The organism is Gilliamella sp. B2911 (genome assembly GCF_026536965.1).
Taxonomy (GTDB): domain Bacteria; phylum Pseudomonadota; class Gammaproteobacteria; order Enterobacterales; family Orbaceae; genus Gilliamella; species Gilliamella apicola_E.
The window spans coordinates 56,472-78,963 of record NZ_JAFNNA010000011.1 but is presented as its reverse complement, the minus strand read 5'-3'; the positions used below and the strand labels follow the sequence as shown (position 1 = coordinate 78,963).

Annotated in this window: 19 protein-coding genes and 2 tRNA genes; 16 read left to right on the top strand and 5 right to left on the bottom strand. The window is 35.0% G+C overall.

The window, feature by feature from the left end:
• The first annotated feature begins 234 nt into the window (after positions 1-234).
• From J3U27_RS09525 to J3U27_RS09500, 6 genes are all read left to right on the top strand, one after another.
• Positions 235-1,251 (top strand): TRAP transporter substrate-binding protein, encoded by a 1,017-nt coding sequence (locus tag J3U27_RS09525; RefSeq protein WP_267377336.1) that lies wholly within the window; start codon positions 235-237, stop codon positions 1,249-1,251.
• Between the two features lie 24 nt (positions 1,252-1,275).
• Positions 1,276-3,141, top strand: coding sequence for a TRAP transporter large permease subunit (locus J3U27_RS09520; RefSeq protein ID WP_267377335.1), 1,866 nt, complete (start codon positions 1,276-1,278; stop codon positions 3,139-3,141).
• A gap of 198 nt (positions 3,142-3,339) precedes the next feature.
• Entirely contained in the window at positions 3,340-4,386 is a 1,047-nt protein-coding gene (locus J3U27_RS09515; RefSeq protein ID WP_267330738.1) for a LacI family DNA-binding transcriptional regulator, read from the top strand.
• 280 nt (positions 4,387-4,666) lie between these two features.
• Entirely contained in the window at positions 4,667-5,449 is a 783-nt protein-coding gene (locus J3U27_RS09510) for a basic amino acid ABC transporter substrate-binding protein (RefSeq protein WP_065733980.1), read from the top strand.
• Between the two features lie 12 nt (positions 5,450-5,461).
• Positions 5,462-6,223, top strand: a complete 762-nt coding sequence (locus J3U27_RS09505; RefSeq protein WP_267377334.1) for an amino acid ABC transporter permease — start codon at positions 5,462-5,464, stop codon at positions 6,221-6,223.
• Positions 6,210-6,932, top strand: coding sequence for an amino acid ABC transporter ATP-binding protein (locus J3U27_RS09500; protein WP_065562981.1), 723 nt, complete (start codon positions 6,210-6,212; stop codon positions 6,930-6,932). Before J3U27_RS09505 ends, J3U27_RS09500 begins: the two co-directional genes overlap by 14 nt.
• 78 nt (positions 6,933-7,010) lie before the next feature.
• Here the strand turns inward: J3U27_RS09500 and fabB are convergent, their stop codons facing one another.
• Positions 7,011-8,222 carry a beta-ketoacyl-ACP synthase I gene (gene fabB, locus J3U27_RS09495; protein WP_065733982.1) on the bottom strand — a complete coding sequence of 404 codons (1,212 nt, stop codon included), beginning with the start codon at positions 8,220-8,222 and terminating at the stop codon, positions 7,011-7,013.
• A 310-nt stretch (positions 8,223-8,532) separates the two neighbouring features.
• On the opposite strand from fabB, the gene J3U27_RS09490 reads away from it, so the two are divergent.
• Both J3U27_RS09490 and J3U27_RS09485 read left to right on the top strand, forming a co-directional pair.
• A complete protein-coding gene (locus J3U27_RS09490) occupies positions 8,533-9,798 on the top strand; it encodes a putative DNA modification/repair radical SAM protein (RefSeq protein ID WP_416379948.1) in 1,266 nt (421 codons plus the stop codon).
• A gap of 3 nt (positions 9,799-9,801) precedes the next feature.
• Complete coding sequence (locus J3U27_RS09485) at positions 9,802-10,581, top strand: TIGR03915 family putative DNA repair protein (RefSeq protein ID WP_267377333.1); 780 nt, start codon at positions 9,802-9,804, stop codon at positions 10,579-10,581.
• 44 nt (positions 10,582-10,625) lie between these two features.
• Here the strand turns inward: J3U27_RS09485 and J3U27_RS09480 are convergent, their stop codons facing one another.
• The gene (locus J3U27_RS09480; RefSeq protein WP_267377332.1) at positions 10,626-11,384 is read right to left on the bottom strand and encodes an MlaA family lipoprotein; all 759 of its coding nucleotides are present in this window, start codon (positions 11,382-11,384) and stop codon (positions 10,626-10,628) included.
• Between the two features lie 119 nt (positions 11,385-11,503).
• Between J3U27_RS09480 and J3U27_RS09475 the strand changes: the two genes are divergently transcribed.
• The 3 genes from J3U27_RS09475 (at position 11,504) to J3U27_RS09465 (ending at position 13,583) form a co-directional block, all read left to right on the top strand.
• Positions 11,504-11,575 (top strand) — tRNA-Arg (locus tag J3U27_RS09475).
• A gap of 276 nt (positions 11,576-11,851) precedes the next feature.
• Complete coding sequence (locus tag J3U27_RS09470; protein ID WP_267377331.1) at positions 11,852-12,454, top strand: hypothetical protein; 603 nt, start codon at positions 11,852-11,854, stop codon at positions 12,452-12,454.
• Positions 12,455-12,755: 301 nt separating this feature from the next.
• Positions 12,756-13,583 carry a hypothetical protein gene (locus tag J3U27_RS09465; protein WP_267377330.1) on the top strand — a complete coding sequence of 276 codons (828 nt, stop codon included), beginning with the start codon at positions 12,756-12,758 and terminating at the stop codon, positions 13,581-13,583.
• Positions 13,584-13,859: 276 nt separating this feature from the next.
• On the opposite strand, the gene J3U27_RS09460 is transcribed toward J3U27_RS09465, so the two are convergent.
• A tRNA-Val gene (locus J3U27_RS09460) sits at positions 13,860-13,936 on the bottom strand.
• A 300-nt stretch (positions 13,937-14,236) separates the two neighbouring features.
• Here J3U27_RS09460 and recQ point away from each other — a divergent pair.
• The 5 genes from recQ (at position 14,237) to ruvB (ending at position 20,632) form a co-directional block, all read left to right on the top strand.
• A complete protein-coding gene (gene recQ, locus J3U27_RS09455) occupies positions 14,237-16,066 on the top strand; it encodes a DNA helicase RecQ (RefSeq protein ID WP_267377329.1) in 1,830 nt (609 codons plus the stop codon).
• A gap of 249 nt (positions 16,067-16,315) precedes the next feature.
• Positions 16,316-18,382, top strand: coding sequence for a DNA polymerase III subunit gamma/tau (gene dnaX / locus J3U27_RS09450; RefSeq protein WP_267377327.1), 2,067 nt, complete (start codon positions 16,316-16,318; stop codon positions 18,380-18,382).
• Between the two features lie 33 nt (positions 18,383-18,415).
• Positions 18,416-18,754, top strand: a complete 339-nt coding sequence (locus J3U27_RS09445) for a YbaB/EbfC family nucleoid-associated protein (protein WP_065563043.1) — start codon at positions 18,416-18,418, stop codon at positions 18,752-18,754.
• 246 nt (positions 18,755-19,000) lie between these two features.
• A complete protein-coding gene (gene ruvA, locus J3U27_RS09440; RefSeq protein ID WP_220225976.1) occupies positions 19,001-19,609 on the top strand; it encodes a Holliday junction branch migration protein RuvA in 609 nt (202 codons plus the stop codon).
• A gap of 18 nt (positions 19,610-19,627) precedes the next feature.
• Positions 19,628-20,632 carry a Holliday junction branch migration DNA helicase RuvB gene (ruvB, locus tag J3U27_RS09435; protein WP_267377325.1) on the top strand — a complete coding sequence of 335 codons (1,005 nt, stop codon included), beginning with the start codon at positions 19,628-19,630 and terminating at the stop codon, positions 20,630-20,632.
• Between the two features lie 78 nt (positions 20,633-20,710).
• Here ruvB and cysK read toward each other — a convergent pair whose 3' ends face one another.
• On the bottom strand, positions 20,711-21,676 hold the full coding sequence (cysK, locus tag J3U27_RS09430) for a cysteine synthase A (protein WP_065563046.1): 966 nt from the start codon (positions 21,674-21,676) through the stop codon (positions 20,711-20,713).
• Between the two features lie 306 nt (positions 21,677-21,982).
• Positions 21,983-22,489: a primosomal replication protein PriC gene (gene priC / locus J3U27_RS09425; protein WP_220225978.1), complete on the bottom strand. Its 507-nt coding sequence runs from the start codon at positions 22,487-22,489 to the stop codon at positions 21,983-21,985.
• Positions 22,490-22,492: the final 3 nt, after the last annotated feature.

Below are 22,492 nucleotides of genomic sequence, written 5' to 3'. Positions count from 1 at the left end.
CTGAAAATTAGATTTATTCGAAGAAGCTAGGTTGAAACAAACAATTCTCTAAAACGTTACAGTTAAATTATTTCCTTTAATTATGATCTGAATCACACATTTAATATTTTCCTAAAAAATTTTGTTTACTAATTCGGCTATTTAAAATTATATTAACTATAACGTTACAGTAAAACGTTATAGCTGGTACGGGATGAAAATTTTTTGGAATTAATCTAACTAAAGGTTTTTAATATGAATAATTTTAAACAGCTATCAGCAAGAATTTTATCTTGCACTTTATTGTGTTTCACCGCTTTCACGTTTGTGCCACAAGTAACTTATGCGGCTCCTCAAGTTAATGTCAGAGTTTATTCTTCACTACCTGAAAACGATAATTCTGCCCATTATATATGGTATGCAAGTTTCAAAGAGAATTTAGAAAAAAGAGTTAAAAATAAAGTTAAATTTAGTTATTTCCCTAATGCGATGTTAGGAAAAGAAGCGGATGCCGCTCAACAGGTTAAAATTGGTGCGATTGATATTATGATCTCAGGTACATCAATTTGGTCAACTATTGTGCCAGAAATAGGTATTCTCGATTCAGGCTACTTATTCAATGATATGGATCATGTAGGTCGTTCACTAGATGGTGATGCAGGTAATAAACTTGCTTCAATTATGCAGAGTAAAGCAAATATCAAAGTATTAGGATTTGGTTATAGCCTAGGTGCTCGAAATATTTATACTAAAAAAATAGTAAATCAACCAGAAGATTTAAATAGCCTTAAAATAAGAGCACTTCCAGTGCCTAACTTTCTCGAAACTATAAAAAGTATGGGGGCGGTTCCAATTCCTATGCCAGGTGGTGAAGTTTATTCTGGATTACAAATGGGGGTAATTGATGGAGTTGAACACGATGCGCCTACAGTTTTAACCAGTAAATATTATGAACAAACTAAAAACGCTATTTTAAGTCAACATATCTACAATCCAATCGTAGCGGTTATGAACAAAAATTCTTTTGAACGTCTTCCAACTGAACTTAAAGATGATTTTATTGCAGCTGCTAAGGAAGCAACAATTTATGAAAGAAGTTTATCTGCAAGTTCAGAACAAAAAGCAATCGATGAACTTAAATTATTAGGTGTAAATTTTGTGGTCGTCGATAGAGCATATTACAAGGAAAAAACAAAACATGTTCATGAGGATTTTGTTAAAAAATATCCGCAAACTAAGGAAATTGTTGAATATATCCAATCGATTGAATGATTAGAGCGTTGTTAGGAGAAAGTTATGTCAGATATTACTGGTACACAAAAATTAATTGTTCCAGTGATATCCCCTTTAAGTCGATTTTTAACAAAAATAACAGCGATTTTAGGGGGATTATCACTCTTTATTAATGTTCTTGTTGTATTTTCATCCGTAATCTTTCGCTATGTTTTCCACTCACCATTAGAGTGGGCGGAAGAAGTGGCTAGAGCATTAATGATAGCGTTGGTTTTTTTTGGTGTTGCAACTTCCTCAGGGCGAGGAGGGCATATTGGAATAGATTTATTTTTAGGATTATTACCTAGCTCTATGAGGGCATATATTGTTCATAGCACTCGGTGGATTTTAGTTTTTGTTTCTATTGGGTTAGTTATATCAAGTTATGATCTGGTATATATATCTTTAGAGCAAACAACAGAAACCGGTATGCCTTTAGCATTATTTTATGTACCAGTGTTTATTGGTGCTATTGTTATGTTTGTTGCAACATTAGAGCATGTATTTCAAGCAGAAAAGAAAATAGTACTGAGAAGTGGTATAGGCGTTTTAGGTTTATTTTTTATTGGTTTTACATGTTATTCGTTATTTCCAGAATTTGAATCATTGCCGGCTTTATTCATGTTTGTTTGTTTTTTCTTAGGTATTATGGCTGGTATTCCAATAGCTTTTACCTTAGGGCTATCCTCAATGGTATTTTTCTTAAGCAATCCAACTTTACCATTTGTATTTTTTGCACAACAAGTTTCTGCTGGTGTAGATCATTTCGTATTATTAGCGATACCATTTTTCTTGCTTGCTGGAGCAGCAATGGAAGTCAATGGAATGTCATCTCGTTTAGTAGAGTTTATTGTTAGAGGAATGGGGAGATTTAAAGGCGGTTTGAATATGACGACCGTGTTATCAATGGCATTTTTTTCAGGCATTTCTGGTTCAAAATTAGCAGATGTTGCTGCTGTCGGAGGAGTATTAATGCCAGCCGTAAAAAGAACAAAACAGAGTCGCGAAGATGCAGCCGGTGTGTTTGCTGCTTCAGCGGTTATGGCTGAATCTATCCCTCCTTGTGTTAATTTAATTGTTATGGGCTTTGTTGCTAATATTTCCATTGGAGCTCTCTTTATTGCAGGTATAGTACCAGCAGCCTGTCTATTAATAATTTTATTAATTACGGCAAATATTTTTGGAAAGAAAATAAATGTATCAGATGCTTATCCTGTTCTTATGCCTAAAAAACAGCTAATTCTTGGTGCTGCTGTTGGATTACTAATGATTCTCATGATTGGTCGAGGTGTTGTTGCAGGGATAGCTACATCAACGGAAATTTCTGCTTTTGCTGTTGTTTATGCCATTGTAGTTGGTCGTATTGCATTTAGAGAATTAACGTTAAAAGCAACTATAAAACTGTTTATTGATATGTCAGCCATGTCAGGTATGTTATTATTTATTGTTGCATCAGCCACAAGTTTATCTTATGCATTAACTATTGAAATGATTCCTCAAAAATGTGCAGATATTTTGGTATCTATCGGCACTAATCATGGGGCATGGTTATTTTTAATCTTATCAATTTTAATCCTCATTATATTTGGTTCAGTATTAGAAGGTGCTCCAGCATTAATCATATTTGCACCTATCCTTGTACCAATTGCAATTCAACTAGGATTTCATCCTTTACACTATGGTATTGTAATGGTTTTTGCGATGGGTTTTGGATTGTTCTCTCCTCCTATTGGATTAGGGCTTTATGCCACATGTACCATTTGTGGTGTAACAATGAAAGATGTTATGAAACCTATGCTTAAATATCAGCTAGTGATATTAGTTGGAATAATCCTTGTTGCATTATTCCCATTTATTACAACGTGGTTACCAAACATAATGGGATATTAACGCTATTAATTTGCTAATTAAATTTTACTTAATTAGCAAATTAACTTTTGATTAAAAGCTGTTTTTGAATACAACTTGATTAACTAAATTGCCATCTTTATTTATACTGATTTTTTAAAATAAGTTCAGTTGTTACTAAACTTTTTGTATAGTGTGCTTTATATTAAATCGTATAAAAGAATCTTTAAGGAATTTAGTATGGTTGACATTCGCGATGTGGCTAAACATGCAGGTGTTTCAGTTAGTACTGTATCTAATGTATTAAATGGTCGAATAGACCAAATGCGAAAAGAAACTTTAAATCGTATAGAAGAGAGTATAAAAAAATTAAAATACCATCCGAATAAGCTTGCTCAACAGTTAAAAACAGGGCATGTAAAGATGATAGGAATATTAGTTCCCTCGATCATGAATCCTAACTTTGCTGCTTTAGTTAATAATATTGAATCAATAGCTAAAGAAAAATATGGTTATCAAGTCCTATTGGCTAATACATCTCGTCAGGATAAACAAGAAAAATTATTTTTAAATGATCTTCTTTCTTTTGGTGTCAAAGGTGTCATTGTGGTTTCCTCGTCCATTGAAAAAAAACATTTCATTAGTGCCATTAATAAAGGAATGGTGATGGTGAATTATGATGGTTTAACTTCAGAAGAGGAACATAAAAAAATTCTCATTGATAGTATTTCAATGGATAATTTTCAAGCAGGGAAGCTTGCAGCAGATTTTTTATTACAACAAGGTTGCAAAAATATCGTTTTTGCTACAATCAAAGGAAATATTACTAGCCGAAATAACAAAGTATTAGGCTTTTTAGATAGTTTAAAAAATGCAGGTTTAAGCACTAAAAATCGTATTATTGAAGGTACTGCCCAGTTTGCATATGGTGATAGTGAATTAGCGGATTTAGGTAAATTAATTGCGACTAAAATTATAAAAAATAGAAAGACTTTGCCTGATGGAATAGTTGCTATTAATGATATGTTGGCGATAGGTATTATTTCAGAATTAACTCGGTTAGGAATTAAGATTCCACAAGATATATCCGTTATTGGTATCGATAATATGTTTTTAGACACCCTATTTAGCCCGTCATTAACATCTATAGCTGCACCATTAGTTGATATGGCAACTTTGATGGTTGATCGTTTAGTTGCAATGCTTAATGGTGATAAAATTGAACCTGGAGAATTTCTATTTAAACCTTATTTAGTCAAACGAGAATCGGTTATTAGCATTAATTAGTACAGAACATAAAATTTATAAAGGTATTTTTATATCTTTAACTCATAGTGAGCAATGAGTTAAAATGATTATCATCACAAAAATACCTAAATTTACCTGAACAAAGTTAATCAGCACTATTTCTAATGAGTTTATTTTTTAAACGCAAAAAAGTTGAGGAGCGGGGTTTTTAGCTTCTATAAAAGCACCAATTAATCACCAATCAAGTTAAATATTCTGTTGAAATATTTTGCTTAAAAGTTATTATGTTTCGAATATTTATTTATAGATAGGAATCTGTATGCGTAATTCTTTTTTTTCTGTAATTTTGTCTTCTCTTTTATTATTCACATCTTCATTTAGTTTTGCCAGTGAGCAGACTTATGTGGTTGGAGCAGGGGGAACATATCGTCCTTTTGAGTATGAAAATAGTGATAAGCAGTTAGAAGGCTTTGATATTGATCTTATTAAAGCGATTGCTGAAGCTCAAAATTTTAAAATCAAATTAATTAACACGCCATGGGAAGGTATTTTTGCTACTTTAGATAATGGTGAGCGCGATATTATCATTTCAGGTATTACTATAACTGAAAAGCGTAAAAACTCTGTTGATTTTTCATTACCGTATTTTCCGGCTGAGCAAGTTATTGTTTCTCAAAAAACAACTGAAATTAAGTCAATTGCTGATTTAAGTAATCATACTGTTGGAGTAGTTAATGGTAGTACGGCTGATGTGGTTGTTTCTAAAGTACTCGGTAAAAATAGCACTGCAATCAAACGTTTTGATAATACGCCATTATTGCTACAAGAGCTTTATGAAGAAGGCATAAGTGCAGCTGTTGCTGATGTTGGTGTGGTTAAGTTTTATATTAAAATGCATCCCGGTAAAGATTTCAATTTAGTTTATGATAATAGTTTTGAATCTCAATATTTTGGTATTGCCGTTGCTAAAGGTAATACTGAATTACGCAATAGCATCAATGAAGGCCTGAAAAAAATTGTTGCAGACGGTACTTATGCATCAATTTATAAAAAATGGTTCGATAATAATGTTCCATCTTTACCATTAGATTCTAAAGAGTAAAGTGGAATAGTCATGGCATTTAATTGGCAAATTATTGAAGAATATACGCCCCTCTTTATTGAGGGGGCAAAATTAACCGTTCAATGTACTATTATTTGTGTCATTTTAGGGACATTATGGGGATTGACGTTAGGTATTGGGCGAACCGCATCAGCTAAATTTGGTTTTTGGAAATGGATGCTTCACTATGGTGTACAATGGCCTGTTAAAATTTATGTTAGTGCTTTTCGTGGTACACCACTATTTGTTCAAATCATGGTAGTGCATTATGTGTTAATGCCATATTTTCTAAACCCTCGTGATGGATTATTGGTTTCCGATAATCTTATTTCAATGTCCACCGCTCGTTATTGGCGTACTGAGTATGGGGCGTTTATTTCCTGTGTTACGGCAATTACGTTAAATGCCGGTGCCTATATTTCCGAAATCTTTAGAGCAGGGATTGAATCAATCGATAAAGGACAAATGGAAGCTGCAAGGTCACTTGGAATGAGCTATGGTAGTACCATGCGTAAAGTAATTTTACCACAGGCTTTTAAACGTATGCTTCCACCTTTGGGTAATAATGCAATAGCTATTTTGAAAGATTCGTCACTCGGTGCAGCGATCGGTCTGGCTGATTTAGCTTTTGCTGCAAGAACATCTGGAGCTGCATATGGGTCTTATACTGAACCTTATATTGTGATTTCTATTGTGTATTGGGTAATGACATTCTTGCTTTCATTATTAGTAAAATATTTAGAAAAAAGGTTAGGCAAAAGTGATTCACATTAAAAATCTACAAAAACAATTTGGCGATATTCATGTGCTACGAGGTATTTCTTGTGATATTCAGGAAAAAGAGGTGATTTCTATTATTGGCCCTTCGGGCTCAGGTAAAAGCACCTTTTTACGTTGCATTAATGGATTAGAAGATATTACTTCAGGCGAGATTGAAGTTAATGGGTTTAAATTGCCAGATGCTAAAACCAATATCAATCAACTCCGTGAATCAGTTGGCATGGTTTTTCAGCGTTTTAATCTTTTTCCACATATGACGGTATTGGAAAATTTAATTTTGGCACCAATGGATGTCAAGAAGATGCCAAAAAATGATGCAATTAATAAGGCTGAAGGTTTATTAGTTAAGGTTGGTTTGATTGATAAGATTGATGCTTATCCAAATCAATTATCCGGTGGTCAACAACAACGTGTCGCGATTGCTAGATCATTGATGATGGACCCGAAAGTTATGCTTTTTGATGAACCTACTTCGGCGTTAGATCCTGAGTTAGTCGGTGAAGTTTTAGCCGTGATGAAGGCACTTGCTCAAGAAGGGATGACCATGGTGGTTGTCACTCATGAGATGGGTTTTGCTAGAGAGATGTCAACTCGTGTTATTTTTATCGATCAGGGCATCATTCAAGAACAAGGTTCACCTGAGCAAATTTTTAATCATCCTCAAAATGAAAGAACACAGCTGTTTTTAAGTAAAGTATTATAATTAGTCTTCTTAATTGATTAAGCTATAAAAAAACCGCACTAATGAGTGCGGTTTTTTATTAAACATTAACTATCAGACTTAAGCTTTATATTTTTTCATGACAATTGAAGCGTTAGTGCCACCAAAACCAAAGCTATTTGACATTACTGTTGTTAATTCACGTTCAGTTGGCTCGGTAATAATGTTCATTCCAACTGCTTCATCAGCGAGTTCGTCGATGTTGATACTTGGTGTGATAAAACCATGTTCAAGCATAAGTAATGAATAGATTAATTCTTGAGCACCGGTTGCACTCAATGAGTGACCTGTCATTGATTTAGTCGAAGAGATAGCTGGAATGTTATCTCCAAATACTTGTTTGATTGCCCATAATTCTTTAACGTCACCAACTGGTGTTGAAGTTCCGTGAGTGTTGATATAATCAACTGGTGCGTCAAGATCTTGAATAGCAAGTTGCATACAACGCATTGCACCTTCACCAGATGGTGCAACCATGTCATAACCATCAGATGTTGCACCGTAACCAACTAGTTCACCATAGATATGTGCACCACGTGCAAGGGCGTGTTCAAGTTCTTCAACAACTACCATTCCAGCACCGCCAGCGATAACGAAACCGTCACGGTTTTTATCATAAGCGCGTGATGCTTTTTCTGGGGTGTCGTTGTATTTGGTTGATAATGCGCCCATTGCGTCAAATTCACATGACATTTCCCAGCAAAGTTCTTCTCCACCACCAGCAAATACAATGTCTTGTTTGCCAAGTTGGATAAGTTCTGCTGCATGACCAATACAGTGAACTGATGTTGCACAAGCAGATGTCATTGAGTAGCTAACACCTTTAATTTTAAATGGTGTGGCTAAACATGCAGATATTGCAGATGACATTGATTTAGTTACTGCGTAAGGACCAACACCTCTTAAACCTTTTTCTTTCATGCCGGCAACGACATTATATTGAGTTTTGGTTGAGCCACCATAACCAGCGATTAGACCTGTACGAGGATTGGATACTTGTTCTGGGGTTAATTTTGCATCTTCGATTGCTTGCTGTAGAGCCAGATAACCATAAATAGATGCATCGTTCATAAAACGGACAACTTTGCGATCAATAAGCCCAGTTGTATCTAATTTTACATTACCACATACATGACTGCGCATTCCGCTATCTTTCATTTCTTGAGAGAAAGTAATACCACTTCGGCCCACTTTCAATGATTCTAAAACTTCTTTGGTATTATTCCCAATACTTGAAAGAATACCTAATCCTGTGATTACTACACGTTTCATCTAATGCTTTACTCCTAAGTTAACCAGCTTCGTATGAAAAATTGGTGTGATTATAGCGTACACTTGTAAGCTGAACAATACCCTATGATTGATTTTATTTCACAATTTTTAAATAAGATAGGGTTAGTGGAATAAGTAATCAATAATACTCCCGCTTTTTACATTTTATTTATAGTCTCTTAATAAAGTAGAGTTTATATGCAGTTTTATTGAGCAAATATTTCCTATTTTTGATCTGATAATTTACTTGCACATGCAAGTAAAATAGCTATAATACTGTAAATATATACAGTCATTGGTGGTAATTATGATTCAAGACAAAATGATGTCAAAGCTTGAGATATTGGCAGAATCAGCAAAATATGATATTTCGTGCGCATCAAGCGGTACCTCTCGCAATAATAAAAATAAAGGTATTGGTAGTGCCTCTCGTTGTGGTATCTGTCATTCTTTTACCGCCGATGGTCGATGTGTCTCATTATTAAAGATTATGCTAACCAATTACTGCATGTTTGATTGTGCTTACTGTATTAATCGCCAAAGTAATGATATCCCACGAGCTGGATTTACTCCAAAAGAATTAGCCGATTTAACCATTGAATTTTACCGTCGCAATTATATCGAAGGACTTTTTTTAAGTTCTGGCATTATGCGTAGTGCTGATCACACAATGGAAAAAATGATTCGGGTAGTCAAAATTCTACGTCAAGAATACAATTTTAATGGTTATATCCATATGAAAGCTATTCCTGGCGCAAGTAATGAGCTTATCAAAGAAGCCGGTTTATTAGTAGATAGAATGAGTGTCAATCTAGAGATTCCTACTGAACGTAATTTAAAATTACTTGCACCGGATAAAGATCATCAAACGATCTATCAACCAATGCGTCATATCCAACAAAATTTGATGGAAAATATTGAAGATCGCAAAAAAATTAAGTCTACTCCAAAATTTGTACCAGCAGGGCAGAGCACCCAGGTTATTATTGGGGCGACAGATGAAACCGATAATCAAATATTACAACTTACCGCCAAACTTTATAAACGCCCAAGCATGAAGCGGGTTTACTATTCGGGGTTTATTCCGGTCAATAGTTATGACAAGCGATTGCCGGTGTTGCAAGAAGTCCCACGCGTTCGCGAAAATCGTTTATACCAAGCTGATTGGTTACTTCGTTTTTATGATTTTAGCGTTGATGAGATTGTTAATGATGAATATCCTGATCTTGATTTAACTGTCGATCCAAAGTTATCTTGGGCAATTCGTAATCCGCATTTTTTTCCGGTAGATATCAATCGTGATAGTTATCGAAAAATTTTGCGAGTTCCTGGCATTGGTGTTAAATCAGCAAAATTAATAGTGATGGCTAGGCGACATCGAAAACTTAATATTGAAGCGTTAAAACGTATAGGCGTTGTGCTTAAACGTGCGCAATTTTTTATTGTTTGCCATGAAATGAGTACCTATAAATTGCTCGAGTCATCTGCTGAATATATTCGACTGAACCTGCAAGATCCGCCATTACTTGAAGCTAAAAAAGATCCTATTCCTCAGCAGCTTGTGATGGGATGGTAAGTTATGCTAGCTTTTTATTATGACAAATCTTTCGAAGGATTGTTATGCGCGGTTTTTGATGCGTTTAAACTTAAAAAAATGCCGGAATGCTTGTTGTCGGATGATGATGTTGTACCGCTTTTGGTATCTGATTCTCACCATGTTGAATTTCGTAATAGCAAGTATGAAAGGGTATACTCGGCGCTACAAAAAAAGTTATCCAAGATTGCACTAAATCAGATCTTATTTACTTGGTTATCAGAGCTGCCTGAAAGTGATTTAATCATTTTTCGTTATATTTGCAAAGTATTTAAATCTAACTATTCATTTGAAACTGATTTTGGCGATCCAGATGTATTAGCCATTCATGATATCGCTAAAAAAGTGAATAAAGAAAAACACCATATTCAACAATTTGTTCGATTTAATGCTATCAAAAATCCAACTAGTGATGAAAAGATCTATTTTGCGGTTATTGGTCCCATTTATAATGCCTTACCATTAACGACACGATTCTTTAAAGATCGTTATGCCGACCAAAAATGGGCAATTTATGATGAAAAACGCCAGTATGGCTATTTTTATGATTTAGAAAAATTGGAGAAAATATCGCTAAACGATGATCTGATTGTCAATAACAAAATTAACCAAGATTATTTAACTGATGATGAAAAAGTTTTTCAGACCATGTGGTACCGTTATTGTAATGCACTAACGATAAAAGAAAGAATTAACCCAAAATTACAACGACAAAATATGCCAAGACGATTTTGGCAACACTTACCTGAAATGCAGCAAAAATAAAAAACGCCGAACAAGCCGGCGTTTTTTATTAATGTAGGGAAATTCTATTGGGCGTCGATATCGCTAATAATACCGTTGATGCTTTCTTGGCGTTGTTTCTCTTTTTTCTCATCAACTTTACCGCCTGACGCATTAAAGTCATTACGTTGGAAGTAAGCATTACGCATAAAGTTATAAGGGTCATCACTATTTTTAAGCAGATCTTCATACTCAATAGCTACGGCACGAGCTTCAACGCCATCAACAACGCCTCGAACTAGTGCCCATTCCCAATCTAACCAAACAAGTGGTGGGTATAAGGTGTCAACGATGTCACCACCTTCCTGACGAAGTGTCGCAGAACCATAGAAAGGTAATACAACATAAGGACCATAAGGTACATCATAGTGACCTAATGTCTGACCAAAGCTACGTTTAGAGCCTTTTTGTAATTGAGGATCCGCCATTCCAGCAACATCAAATATACCCGCCACACCAAAAACGGTATTGATAAAGAATCGAGCTAAATGTTTACCAGATTCACGGCCTTCACCTTGTAGTGCGCTATTGACCACAGATGCTGGTTCAGAAAGGTTAGACGAAAAATTAACAACCCCTTTACGCAAAGGTGTTGGTACATAATCTTTCCATACCACAGCTGCAGGGCGTAAAATATAAGGATCAAGGGCATAATAGTTAACATCAAACATGGTTTTGTTAAAACCCGATAATGGGTCACTATAACTGTTGGTTTCAGCTTGATAAGTGGCACAACTTGTCAGTGCTAAAACCGAGAACATCATACCTATTATTCTTTTTTTCATAATGTTATAAATCATAATTGACGAATGTTAAGATTGTATCATGTTTGTTCAAAATAGAAAATTTTTCATTATTTAAATAGTAATATCTTGATAAATTTATTAGAATAACCGCCCGAGATGACCTCATAGTTAAATGGATATAACGAGCCCCTCCTAAGGGCTAGTTGCAGGTTCGATTCCTGCTGGGGTCAAATTCCCTTATATTCATTATGACGCCTTTTTACTTTAATCCTGCCTATTAATCTTGTAATTTATTCAATTAAAAAAGTTGAGGAGCGGGGTTTTTTGAACATCTTCTGCATCTCTTTTCTTAATCTTTCTCTTGTACGATAAAAGATTGTTGATATATAGATAATATTTATCTAAAAACAAAAAGCTTAAACCTTTGCTGTTAAAGTATTGTAATGAATGAAAATATATGTATAAATATAAAATGTATTTTATATGAATTATTTAGGAAATAATTAATGGCTAAATTAATAAGAATTTTTATTTTAACGCTGATGGTTATTAGCGTGAACTCCTGTTCAAGTAGAGGCGATTTCTGTTTGTTTGGCTATACTGACAGTGAATTTCCAGATTATGATAAAGAATATTGGCGATCAGTTGTAAAGAATAAATCAAAAGCTTCAAAAAGTGATCTTGAAAAATGTAATCAAGAAACAGAAAATACAAGAGTAATTATGGTTAATATCTTTACCGAGTTGTGTTCAAGTGGGCATATATCTCAGGAAAATTTACCTAATGCAATTGCGATTCAGCACAATTATCTTGAAGACCATTTTAGATCAAGACCTAAAAATTTGATAGGAACAACGGACCAAATTTTTCTCCGGCTTTTAGGCGAAAATATCGAAAATAAACCGCTTAATGCAGATTTACTTCATAAAGCATGTGCTCGTTATATACCCCAAAATAACATACGTTATCATTATCAAGGAATCGGTCCCGATTCTCAGTTTTTCTATTATTTTAATAAGTATCATTTTCAACAATGTATGCGCAGAAATAACTTTGAGTTAATTACTCCTACAAAAACAGAGAGATGGTGTAAGGGAGTTATGTGGTAAATTTACTATACTGATATTTGGCTTTAGTTAATTAGGCCTGTTGTTTTAATTGGACTTAACTGCATTAATGACAACTTCAGACTTTGCGATATATAAGTCTGGGACTTGCTTACTCAATCAATTTTATATCGACAGCATGAAGCTTGATGCATTTAACTTTATTCCCCGTAAATACTTTATTGAGAGATATCGATTGCAATAAATTGAAAATGAACAAAAGTAATCAAAAATTAAATTTTTTGGGTATTTTTCCTCATTATTTTTGTTAATATTTGGATTAATTATTCTAAGGGAAATAGATATGAAAAAAATACTGTTAATTTATTTAATTATTCCGTTTTTTGTTTTTGCTAATGATAAACAGAGTTTATCAAATCAAGAAATTAAACAAAAAATTATTGGGAAGTGGAATATGTATCAAATTGGTCAACGAGCACAAATTGTTACATTTTATGATGATGGAAAAGTTAGTTATAAAACTTATATTTGTAATGATAATTCCCAAAAAGCATTATATGATGGCGAATTTTTTAAGCAATATAAAGTAGAGGATGGAGTTATATACTTAGGCGAATTATTAGTTGAGGATGGATATATCGAAAAACTAAAAGTAGAAAATATAGAAAACTCCAGACTAAAACTTGTCTATGACATGCCAGATTACTTTTACAATAAATTAGAAATCAATTTCTTAAACACCACCGGTAAGAATACCCAGCCTTTTTGTGAATTTAACACAGTAAACCCTTTTAGTCATAAAGTTGATAGAAAAAAACTTCAAGATTATTTGAATATATTGCAGGATAAAATTATAGAAGGCTTTAAAAAACAGACTCCTAAAGATTTAGATGTATACACAGTATTGCAAGATGTTTATAAGAATAATAATGAATTGTTCTTTAAATTAACCATAAAAAATTTTTCAATAAAAGATGCTAATGATGAAACATTAAAAGCCTTTTTAAGCGTATTTGCAGTAGATAAATACTGTGATATTGATAAGTCTGACAATAAAATACTGCAACGTCTAAAAAATATATTCCCAAATGGGGCATCTTATGTATATTCTTTTGATAATGGAGAGCCTTTAGTCATTCATGTGGATAATAGTAGTTGCCAAAAACAATGAAATAAATTAGGAAGCATATTTAATTAAAATAAAAATGGGCCTGAACTAAAGTTGGGCTATTCATTGTTTTACTAAAAATCAAGGCGCCTAAAGTCGTTTTGTATTTTATTCATAATAAATTAATCTTCTAAAGTGTGAAGCTATGATGTGAAATTATGAAAAAGTGGATCGCAAAAATTTGATAAAAATGGTATGAGTTTTACCCCGGTTTTACCCCAGCAAAAAAATGATGTGAAACAGAACCTTTATGAAGCCTTTTAGTATAAGGCTTTAGGATGGTACGCCCGGGTGGACTCGAACCACTGACCCCCACCATGTCAAGGTGATGCTCTAACCAACTGAGCTACGGGCGTATATTTAGAAAACACGCAAATATTAGCGGGCAAATAGTTTTGTTTCAAGTAAAATAATTAAAAATAGCTGTTTTTTTAATCTTTTGAACTAGATTGGTGATAAAATAGGCAAAACCAATATTGAAAATTCAGATATTTGTCACATTTTTGTACTTTTTATTTTCACTAATTCATTTAACAGTTCGATATGGATTCTGTTTTTTATATTGTTTATAGGTAAATGCATGTTCTCGGTGGTTTGTTGGTGATAAATTAGCTATACTCCACAGCGTCGTTAAGTTATTACTGGTTCAGGTTGTTATGTCGTTTAAAGATCAGATTGAAGATGTTCTACATAATATTTTTGGTTATAAGTCGTTTAGGAATCAACAAAAAGATATTATTGAATCAGTGATTGACGGGCGTGATGTTTTGGCCGTTATCCCTACCGGTGGCGGTAAGTCGCTTTGTTATCAAATTCCAGCGGTCGTATTACCAGGCACAGCTATAGTCATTTCGCCACTTATTTCGTTAATGAAAGATCAGGTCGATCAATTGTTGGTGAATGGTATTCCTGCCGCATTTTTAAATGCAACTCAATCAGGCATCGAACAACAAAATGTTATCAACCAGTATCTAAACCATTCAATTAAATTGTTGTATATTTCCCCCGAGCGGTTGACAGTATCATCTTTTGGCGCGTTACTGGATCAGCATCCTCCTTCTTTAATTGCGATCGATGAGGCGCATTGTATTTCACAATGGGGACATGACTTTAGACCTGATTATCGCCAATTAAACCAGTTATCAAAACGTTTTCCTGATGTACCAATTATCGCGCTTACAGCCACTGCCGATGAGATGACACAGAGGGATATTCTTAATCAGCTCAATTTAGTTGATCCGTTGTTTGTGGTTCGTAGTTTTGATAGGCCGAATATTCGCTATACCGTGGTAGAAAAGTTTAATCTTACTGAACAAGTTGTGTCGTTTATTGAAATGCAAAAAGGGAATAGCGGGATTATTTATTGTTCTAGCCGTTCTAAAGTTGAGGACATGACAACAAGGCTTGTGGCAAGAGGGTTTTCGGCTATCGCTTATCATGCTGGATTGTCTACAAGTGAACGGCAAAGCGCTCAGGAGAGTTTTTTAAAGGATAATACACAAATTATTGTGGCAACAGTTGCTTTTGGAATGGGGATTAATAAGCCAAATGTTCGGTTTGTTGTTCATGCAGATTGTCCGCGTTCAATTGAGGCTTATTATCAAGAAACAGGTCGTGCTGGGCGTGATGGTGTTCCTGCAGAAGCGATGCTATTGTTTAAAAGTAATGATTTAAGTTGGTATAAGCAGCAAATCATTGAAAAGTATGATAACGATCAGAAGCAAGTGGAGCTTCATAAGATTCAGGCGATGGAGTCATTTGCGCAATGTATGACGTGTCGTCGTATTGTGTTGTTAAATTATTTTGGTGAACATCGAACTGAGCCCTGCAATAACTGTGATATTTGTCTTTATCCACCTAAGCAATATGATGCGTTGATTGATGCGCAAAAAGTTTTGTCTTGTGTTTATCGGGTTGAACAGCGTTATGGTGCCCAATACATAGTGGATATTTTACGTGGTTCGGGGCGTTCACAAATTAAAGATAATCGACATGATAAGCTTTCAGTTTATGGAATTGGTAAAGAGCATAACGCTGATTATTGGCTTAGTGTAATAAGGCAGTTAATTTTTTTAGGTTATTTGCGGCAAAATATTTCTAATTTTAATACTTTGCAATTGACTGAAAACGCACGGGCAATATTGAAAGGTGAGGTGCAGTTAAAGTTAGCAAAACCACGATTAGAAATTGTTAAGAAGAGTCGTTTAAATCGTTATGCTCGATCAATTAATTTAACGACTATTCTATCTTATGAAGAGCGAATTTTATTTAATAATCTTAGACGATTACGTAAAGAGATTGCCGATATGGAAGATATCGCTCCTTATATTGTATTTAGTGATGCAACCTTACTTGAAATGGTGCAAACGATGCCTGAAAGTAAGACACAACTTATTAATGTGTCAGGTGTTGGTAAAATTAAATTGGAGAAATACGGCAATCTGTTTTTGGATGAGATTAATGACTTTGTAATTAAAAATATATAACGCTGTAAGTTAAAATTTAAATCAATTTATTCGTTGAAAAAAAAGTTGAGGAACGGGGTTTTTGAGCAAAAAAATCCTGTGATATAACACAAATTGTTATATGTTTTACTCAAAATTGCGTTTTTATAATCTAATTTGTTTATAAATTAATTAAGGTCTATTATTAATTCGAAAAGTGGCATCTTAAAGACTAATTTGGCTCTTTATGATATGATTAGCAAAATTTAATCGTAATAAGTAATGGTGATTATGAGTTATCAAGTTTTAGCACGTAAGTGGCGACCAAAGTCGTTTTCTGAGGTAGTAGGGCAACAACATGTGTTGAAAATTTTATCTAATGCCCTCTCTCTTGGCCGGGTGCATCATGCTTATCTGTTTTCTGGTACACGAGGTGTAGGAAAGACGTCGATTGCTCGTTTGTTAGCTAAAGGCTTGAATTGTGAAAGTGGTATCACTGCAACACCTTGTGGTGTTTGTGATAATTGTCGTGAAATTGAGCAAGGTCGTTTTGTTGATTTGTTAGAAATTGATGCTGCATCACGAACTAAAGTCGAAGATACGCGTGAAATTCTAGATAATATCCAATACTTGCCAACTAAAGGGCGTTTTAAAGTTTACTTGATCGATGAAGTGCATATGTTGTCTCGCAACAGTTTTAATGCATTATTAAAAACTTTGGAAGAACCACCTGAACATGTTAAATTTTTGTTAGCGACAACCGATCCTCAAAAATTACCTATTACTATTTTGTCTCGCTGTTTGCATTTGCATTTAAATGTGCTTGATACATCTTTAATTGGTGATCAGTTAAATCACATTTTACAATTAGAGCATATTGAAAGTGAGCCAAAAGCTATTCATTTATTAGCCAAAGCAGCCAATGGAAGTATGCGAGATGCGTTAAGTTTAACCGATCAGGCTATTGCGCTAGGTAATGGTAAAGTCGATGCCGTATCAGTTGCATCAATGCTTGGAACACTAGATAAGGCTATTCCTTTTGCGTTAGTTAATGCACTTTACCAAGGCGATGGTAATGCGTTAATGCAACAAATTGAATTGGCGGCAATGCAAGGAGCGGATTGGGATAATTTATTAGCTGAAAGCATTTCTTTGTTGCATCAAATTGCTTTATTACAAGTAGTACCTACAGCCTTAGGTGATTATGCCGATAGTGAGGAGCAATTGCGTTTTTTAGCTCAATACATTTCACCAAATGATGTGCAATTGTTTTATCAAATTTTATTGATGGGTCGAAAAGAACTCACGCTTGTACCTGACAAGAAAATGGGCGTGGAGATGAGCTTTTTACGCGCGTTAGCCTTTATGCCAAAAGATGTTGATTCGATTTCTCAACCGGTTTCAACCACTAATCCTTCAGCTGTAGGACACGCACCTGTCCCAAAGTCTAATCCGCCAATAGTTGAATCAGCAACATCAGCTTCTGTGCCACCGATTCCATTAAAGAAGGATGCAGCTAAGTCATCAGTTCAATCAACGGCACATTCACAATCATCATTAGCTGATAATAATGTTTCTCCTGTGCATCAAGCTAATAATTCGATGCCAGCCCATTCTATATCGCTTCCAGATGATGCTTCGTCTATCACTAAAAATATTTTAGAGATGCGCATGCAGTTAATGGAGGAACAAAGTTCAAAAAAGTCTGAACCGGTTGGTGCCAATCAACCATCAAGCGATTTAGTTAACTCGAGCCGTGTTAAACAGGCTACTAAGACTGAAGTTAATAGTGCAGTGGTGGATGAGGTTGTAGAGGACGACGAAGAGGAAATTACAGCAGAAAATTATCAATGGCAATCGACTGGACTGTTTGAGTCTAAGAATGAGCCGGTGATAGATGCGAAGTCAGTTAGGGAGTCACTTAAGGTTGATAAAACCCCAGAGATGACAAAAAAATTGATTGAAGAGATGGTAGAAAAAGATGCTTGGAGTGCGGAAATTGAGAAATTGGAGATTGCACCGTTAATTAAACAGATTGCAGTTAATTCGTATCCTGAAATAGTCGATGATAATAGTGTAATTTTGCATACGCGTTCGGCTGTTGAGCATTTAACTAAGTCGTCGGCAAATTGTATTAAGCTACGAACTGCGATGTCAGCTTATCGTCAAAAAACACTTAATTTAGAGGTTGTGATTGATGATAGTAAAGATATAAAAACGCCATTAGAATTACGTGAAGATTTATATCAGCAGAAGCTTGAACAAGCTAAACAAACGATACATCAAGATCCTAAAGTTGAGACGATTTGTCAATATTTTGATGCCAAGATTGATGAATCGAGTATTCGTCCTGTATAATTACAGACTAAATGTTTTTAATGAGGAATAATTATGTTTCCAGGTGGAAAAGGTGGTTTGGGCAATTTGATGAAACAAGCCCAACAAATGCAAGCAAAAATGCAGCAAGCTCAGGAAGAGATTGCTAAATTAGAGGTTACTGGAGAGTCTGGCGCGGGTATCGTTAAAGTTACTGTAAATGGTGCACATAGTTGTAAACGCGTTGATATCGATCCGTCTTTATTAACCGAAGATGATAAGGAGATGTTAGAAGATCTTATCGCTGCAGCCTATAATGATGCTACTCGCCGTTTGGAAGAAGCTCAAAAAGAGCGTATGGCTCAAGTTACTGGTGGAATGCAATTACCACCTGGTTTTAAAATGCCATTCTAATTTGAATCTTTAACTCTATTTTTCTGATATTGCTGACTTTTGTCGGCAATATTTTTGTCTACTGACTGTTTATTTATACAGTTTGTCTTTATTAATTTCCTCCTATCAGGTAAACTAACTCACAATTGTTTTTTTAATTCACATTCAATTTTGATCATAATAATTAGGCTGATGTTGAACGAGAGTTTTCGTTTAATACTGATTGATCAATGTTGTTTAATTGACATTATTTATTAAGGATATATTGTGATAGGTCGTTTACGTGGAATCATTATTGAAAAGCAACCACCCAAAGTGTTAATTGAAGTTGGTGGTGTTGGCTATGAAGTTTTTATGCCAATGACCTGTTTTTATGAATTACCTGATAATGGTAAAGAAGTGATTGTGTTAACTCATTTTGCCGTTCGTGAAGATGCTCAAGTGCTGTATGGCTTTAATCATGAACAAGAGCGTGAATTGTTTCGTGAGTTGATTAAAGTGAATGGTGTTGGTCCCAAATTAGCGTTAGCAATTTTATCAGGAATGTCAGCAGGGCAATTTATTAGTGCAGTTGAGCAAGGTGAAATCAAGACGTTAGTTAAATTACCTGGCGTGGGCACTAAAACGGCTGAACGATTGATTGTCGAAATGAAGGATCGAGTTAAACGGTTTGGTGACGAGTTAGCTAATGTAAACGTAACTGTTGAGACTGGAAGTCTTAAAAAATCCTCAAGTCAGATTGAAGGTGAAGCCGTTTCGGCACTTATCGCTTTGGGTTATAAACCACAAGAAGCAAGTCGTATTATTAGTAAAGTCATTAAGCCAGACATGGATTGTGAAATGCTAATACGTGAAGCATTAAAGTCAGCATTATAAAGAAAATAGGGAACGATGATGATTGAAGCGGATCGTTTAATTGCGCCACAGGCTCAAAAAGAAGAAGAGTCGTTAGATCGGGCTATTCGTCCTAAATATTTGGATGAGTATATTGGTCAACCTCAAGTGCGAGAGCAGATGAAAATCTTTATTCAGGCTGCCAAGCAACGTAGTGATGCGCTTGATCATGTTTTAATTTTTGGTCCTCCAGGTCTTGGTAAAACGACTTTAGCTAATATTGTTGCTAATGAAATGAATGTTAATTTGCGCACTACCTCTGGCCCAGTGTTGGAAAAAGCAGGTGATCTGGCTGCAATGTTAACCAATCTCGAGCCTAATGATGTGCTGTTTATTGATGAAATCCATCGTTTATCTCCAGTTGTTGAAGAAATATTATATCCTGCTATGGAAGATTATCAGCTCGATATTATGATTGGTGAAGGTCCAGCCGCACGTTCAATTAAAATCGATCTTCCGCCCTTTACGCTTATTGGCGCCACTACTCGAGCGGGTTCGTTAACATCGCCATTACGCGATCGTTTTGGGATTGTGCAACGCCTTGAGTTTTACCGTGTTGAGGATATGGAGTATATCGTTAGTCGTAGTGCTAAGTTTTTAGGTTTAGATCTTTCCAAAGAGGGTGCCTTTTTAATAGCTAAACGCTCACGCGGAACGCCTCGTATTGCTAATCGTTTATTGCGACGTGTGAGAGATTATGCGGATGTTAAATCCAAAGGTGTGATTGATGAGCGTATTGCGACTCAAGCTTTAGATATGTTAGATGTGGATAATGAAGGCTTTGACTATATGGATCGTAAGTTACTTCTTGCCATCATCGAAAAATTTATGGGTGGTCCAGTAGGATTAGATAATATTGCTGCAGCAATTGGTGAGGAACGTGAAACGATTGAAGATGTGTTAGAGCCGTTTTTGATTCAGCAAGGTTATATCCAAAGAACACCAAGAGGACGGATTGCAACACCACATGCTTATCGACATTTTGGTATTGTTCAAGATAATTAATTTGATTTATTCTAATTTGAATTATCCGATTTTTAATCAAACACCGCCAACAGGCGGTGTTTTGCGTTTATAGGATAATTAACCAAGTTCTTTTTCAGTGAAAATACCACTAAATAAATCAGTACTAAGGTAACGTTCACCTGAAGAGGGTAATATTACCACGATGGTTTTATTCGCATTTTCTGGTAATCGAGCCAAACGATCAGCTGCAAATACTGCAGCACCGGATGAAATTCCTGCTAAGATACCTTCTTTTTCCATTATAATGCGAGCTGTTTCGATTGCTTCTTCGTTAGATACTTTTTCGACCAAATCAATCAAACTCAAATCTAAATTTCCAGGAATAAAACCAGCTCCGATACCTTGAATTTTATGTGGGCCAGGTTTGATGGGTTCGCCGGCAAGTGCTTGTGTAATTACAGGTGAGGTAGTTGGCTCAACTGCGACAGCCGTAATGTTTTTTCCTTGAACTTTTTTGATGTATTTTGTTACACCAGTAAAGGTTCCACCAGTTCCCACTCCTGCAACGAAAATGTCGATTTTACCATCTGTATCAAGCCAAATTTCTGGCCCTGTGGTTTTTTCGTGAATTTCTGGATTGGCGGGATTGCTAAATTGTTGGAGCATAATATTGTGTTTGGGATTACTAGCAACGATTTCTTCCGCTTTTTCAATCGCACCTTTCATTCCCTTGGCAGCTTCAGTTAATACAAGGTTTGCACCTAACGCTTTTAGAAGTTTGCGGCGTTCAATACTCATGCTTTCTGGCATGGTTAAGGTTAATTTATAACCACGAGCAGCGGCAACAGCAGCTAATGCGATACCAGTATTACCACTAGTTGGCTCTATAAGTTCGACGTCAGGGTTAAGTAAACCACGTTTTTCTGCATCCCAAATCATATTTGATGCAATTCGGCATTTGACGCTGAAACTTGGATTACGAGATTCGACTTTAGCTAATATATTACCATTCCCAAAATGTTTTAATCGAACTAGGGGAGTATGGCCGATGGTTTGTGAGTTATCATCAAATATCTTACTCATGGAAAAAGTCCTTATTAGTTTATTCTTAGATTCAAAAGTGGTGGCAAGTAATTAATGTTGATGACTATATTATAGATTGAACTGAAAAGATGATACTAATTATTAATTATATTCATATGCATTTTTGATATAAGGGCCTTTATTTTGACTAGCTGGTATCTTTTTTAGTGCTGGGATCTTACTATAGTATTGAAATGTGAATTTACATATACGCTATATTCAGGCGTGTTTTGTTAAGACATTATTTTAAGTTAGGTAATCGTTGATCATCAAATATTCAGAAATTTATGATTATCTATGAAACCATTATTCAATGAAACTATTTTCCATGTCTAATTCAATCCTTTTAATAGCTTGTTCGCAGCGGTATATTCGATTATCAAGGGCAGCGATTTTGGTGTGTTCTATTGACTCTAAAGAGAGTTCGAGCTCATATTTCATCTCTTGTAATCGTCGTAAATAATCTAAATGTCTTGAATGTTTTTCAGCTAATGTTTCTGTAATAATATGGCCAGTAGTTTGTTTACGTAAATGTACTGTGGCAAGCTCACGTGTTAGGGCGGTAATTTGGTTTATAAGTCTTTCTGATAAAAATTCGATTTGTGTACGTTTTTCTGAAAGTACTGCATCACAAAGTGCTAGATAGGTTTGCTTTACTTTATCTAAATAGAATTGATTGTCGGTTTCAATTTTACTGGTGTTAAACAGATGCTCATCAAAATAATGCTCTTGATAGCTTTGTTGTTCGGATAAGTTCAACTGCTGCTCAAGCTCGTTTATTTGATTTTTCAATTTTTCCAAAAATTTTTGCATGGA

Coding starts and splice junctions, on each gene's coding strand:
- fabB (WP_065733982.1), bottom strand. CDS start 8,222: ATGAAACGTGTAGTAATCACAGGATTAGGTATTCTTTCAAGTATTGGG.
- J3U27_RS09465 (WP_267377330.1), top strand. CDS start 12,756: ATGAAAAAAATACTGTTAATTTATTTAATTATTCCGTTTTTTGTTTTT.
- J3U27_RS09515 (WP_267330738.1), top strand. CDS start 3,340: ATGGTTGACATTCGCGATGTGGCTAAACATGCAGGTGTTTCAGTTAGT.
- cysK (WP_065563046.1), bottom strand. CDS start 21,676: ATGAGTAAGATATTTGATGATAACTCACAAACCATCGGCCATACTCCC.
- J3U27_RS09480 (WP_267377332.1), bottom strand. CDS start 11,384: ATGAAAAAAAGAATAATAGGTATGATGTTCTCGGTTTTAGCACTGACA.
- J3U27_RS09520 (WP_267377335.1), top strand. CDS start 1,276: ATGTCAGATATTACTGGTACACAAAAATTAATTGTTCCAGTGATATCC.
- recQ (WP_267377329.1), top strand. CDS start 14,237: ATGTCGTTTAAAGATCAGATTGAAGATGTTCTACATAATATTTTTGGT.
- dnaX (WP_267377327.1), top strand. CDS start 16,316: ATGAGTTATCAAGTTTTAGCACGTAAGTGGCGACCAAAGTCGTTTTCT.
- J3U27_RS09470 (WP_267377331.1), top strand. CDS start 11,852: ATGGCTAAATTAATAAGAATTTTTATTTTAACGCTGATGGTTATTAGC.
- J3U27_RS09510 (WP_065733980.1), top strand. CDS start 4,667: ATGCGTAATTCTTTTTTTTCTGTAATTTTGTCTTCTCTTTTATTATTC.
- ruvB (WP_267377325.1), top strand. CDS start 19,628: ATGATTGAAGCGGATCGTTTAATTGCGCCACAGGCTCAAAAAGAAGAA.
- J3U27_RS09445 (WP_065563043.1), top strand. CDS start 18,416: ATGTTTCCAGGTGGAAAAGGTGGTTTGGGCAATTTGATGAAACAAGCC.
- J3U27_RS09485 (WP_267377333.1), top strand. CDS start 9,802: ATGCTAGCTTTTTATTATGACAAATCTTTCGAAGGATTGTTATGCGCG.
- J3U27_RS09505 (WP_267377334.1), top strand. CDS start 5,462: ATGGCATTTAATTGGCAAATTATTGAAGAATATACGCCCCTCTTTATT.
- J3U27_RS09525 (WP_267377336.1), top strand. CDS start 235: ATGAATAATTTTAAACAGCTATCAGCAAGAATTTTATCTTGCACTTTA.
- priC (WP_220225978.1), bottom strand. CDS start 22,489: ATGCAAAAATTTTTGGAAAAATTGAAAAATCAAATAAACGAGCTTGAG.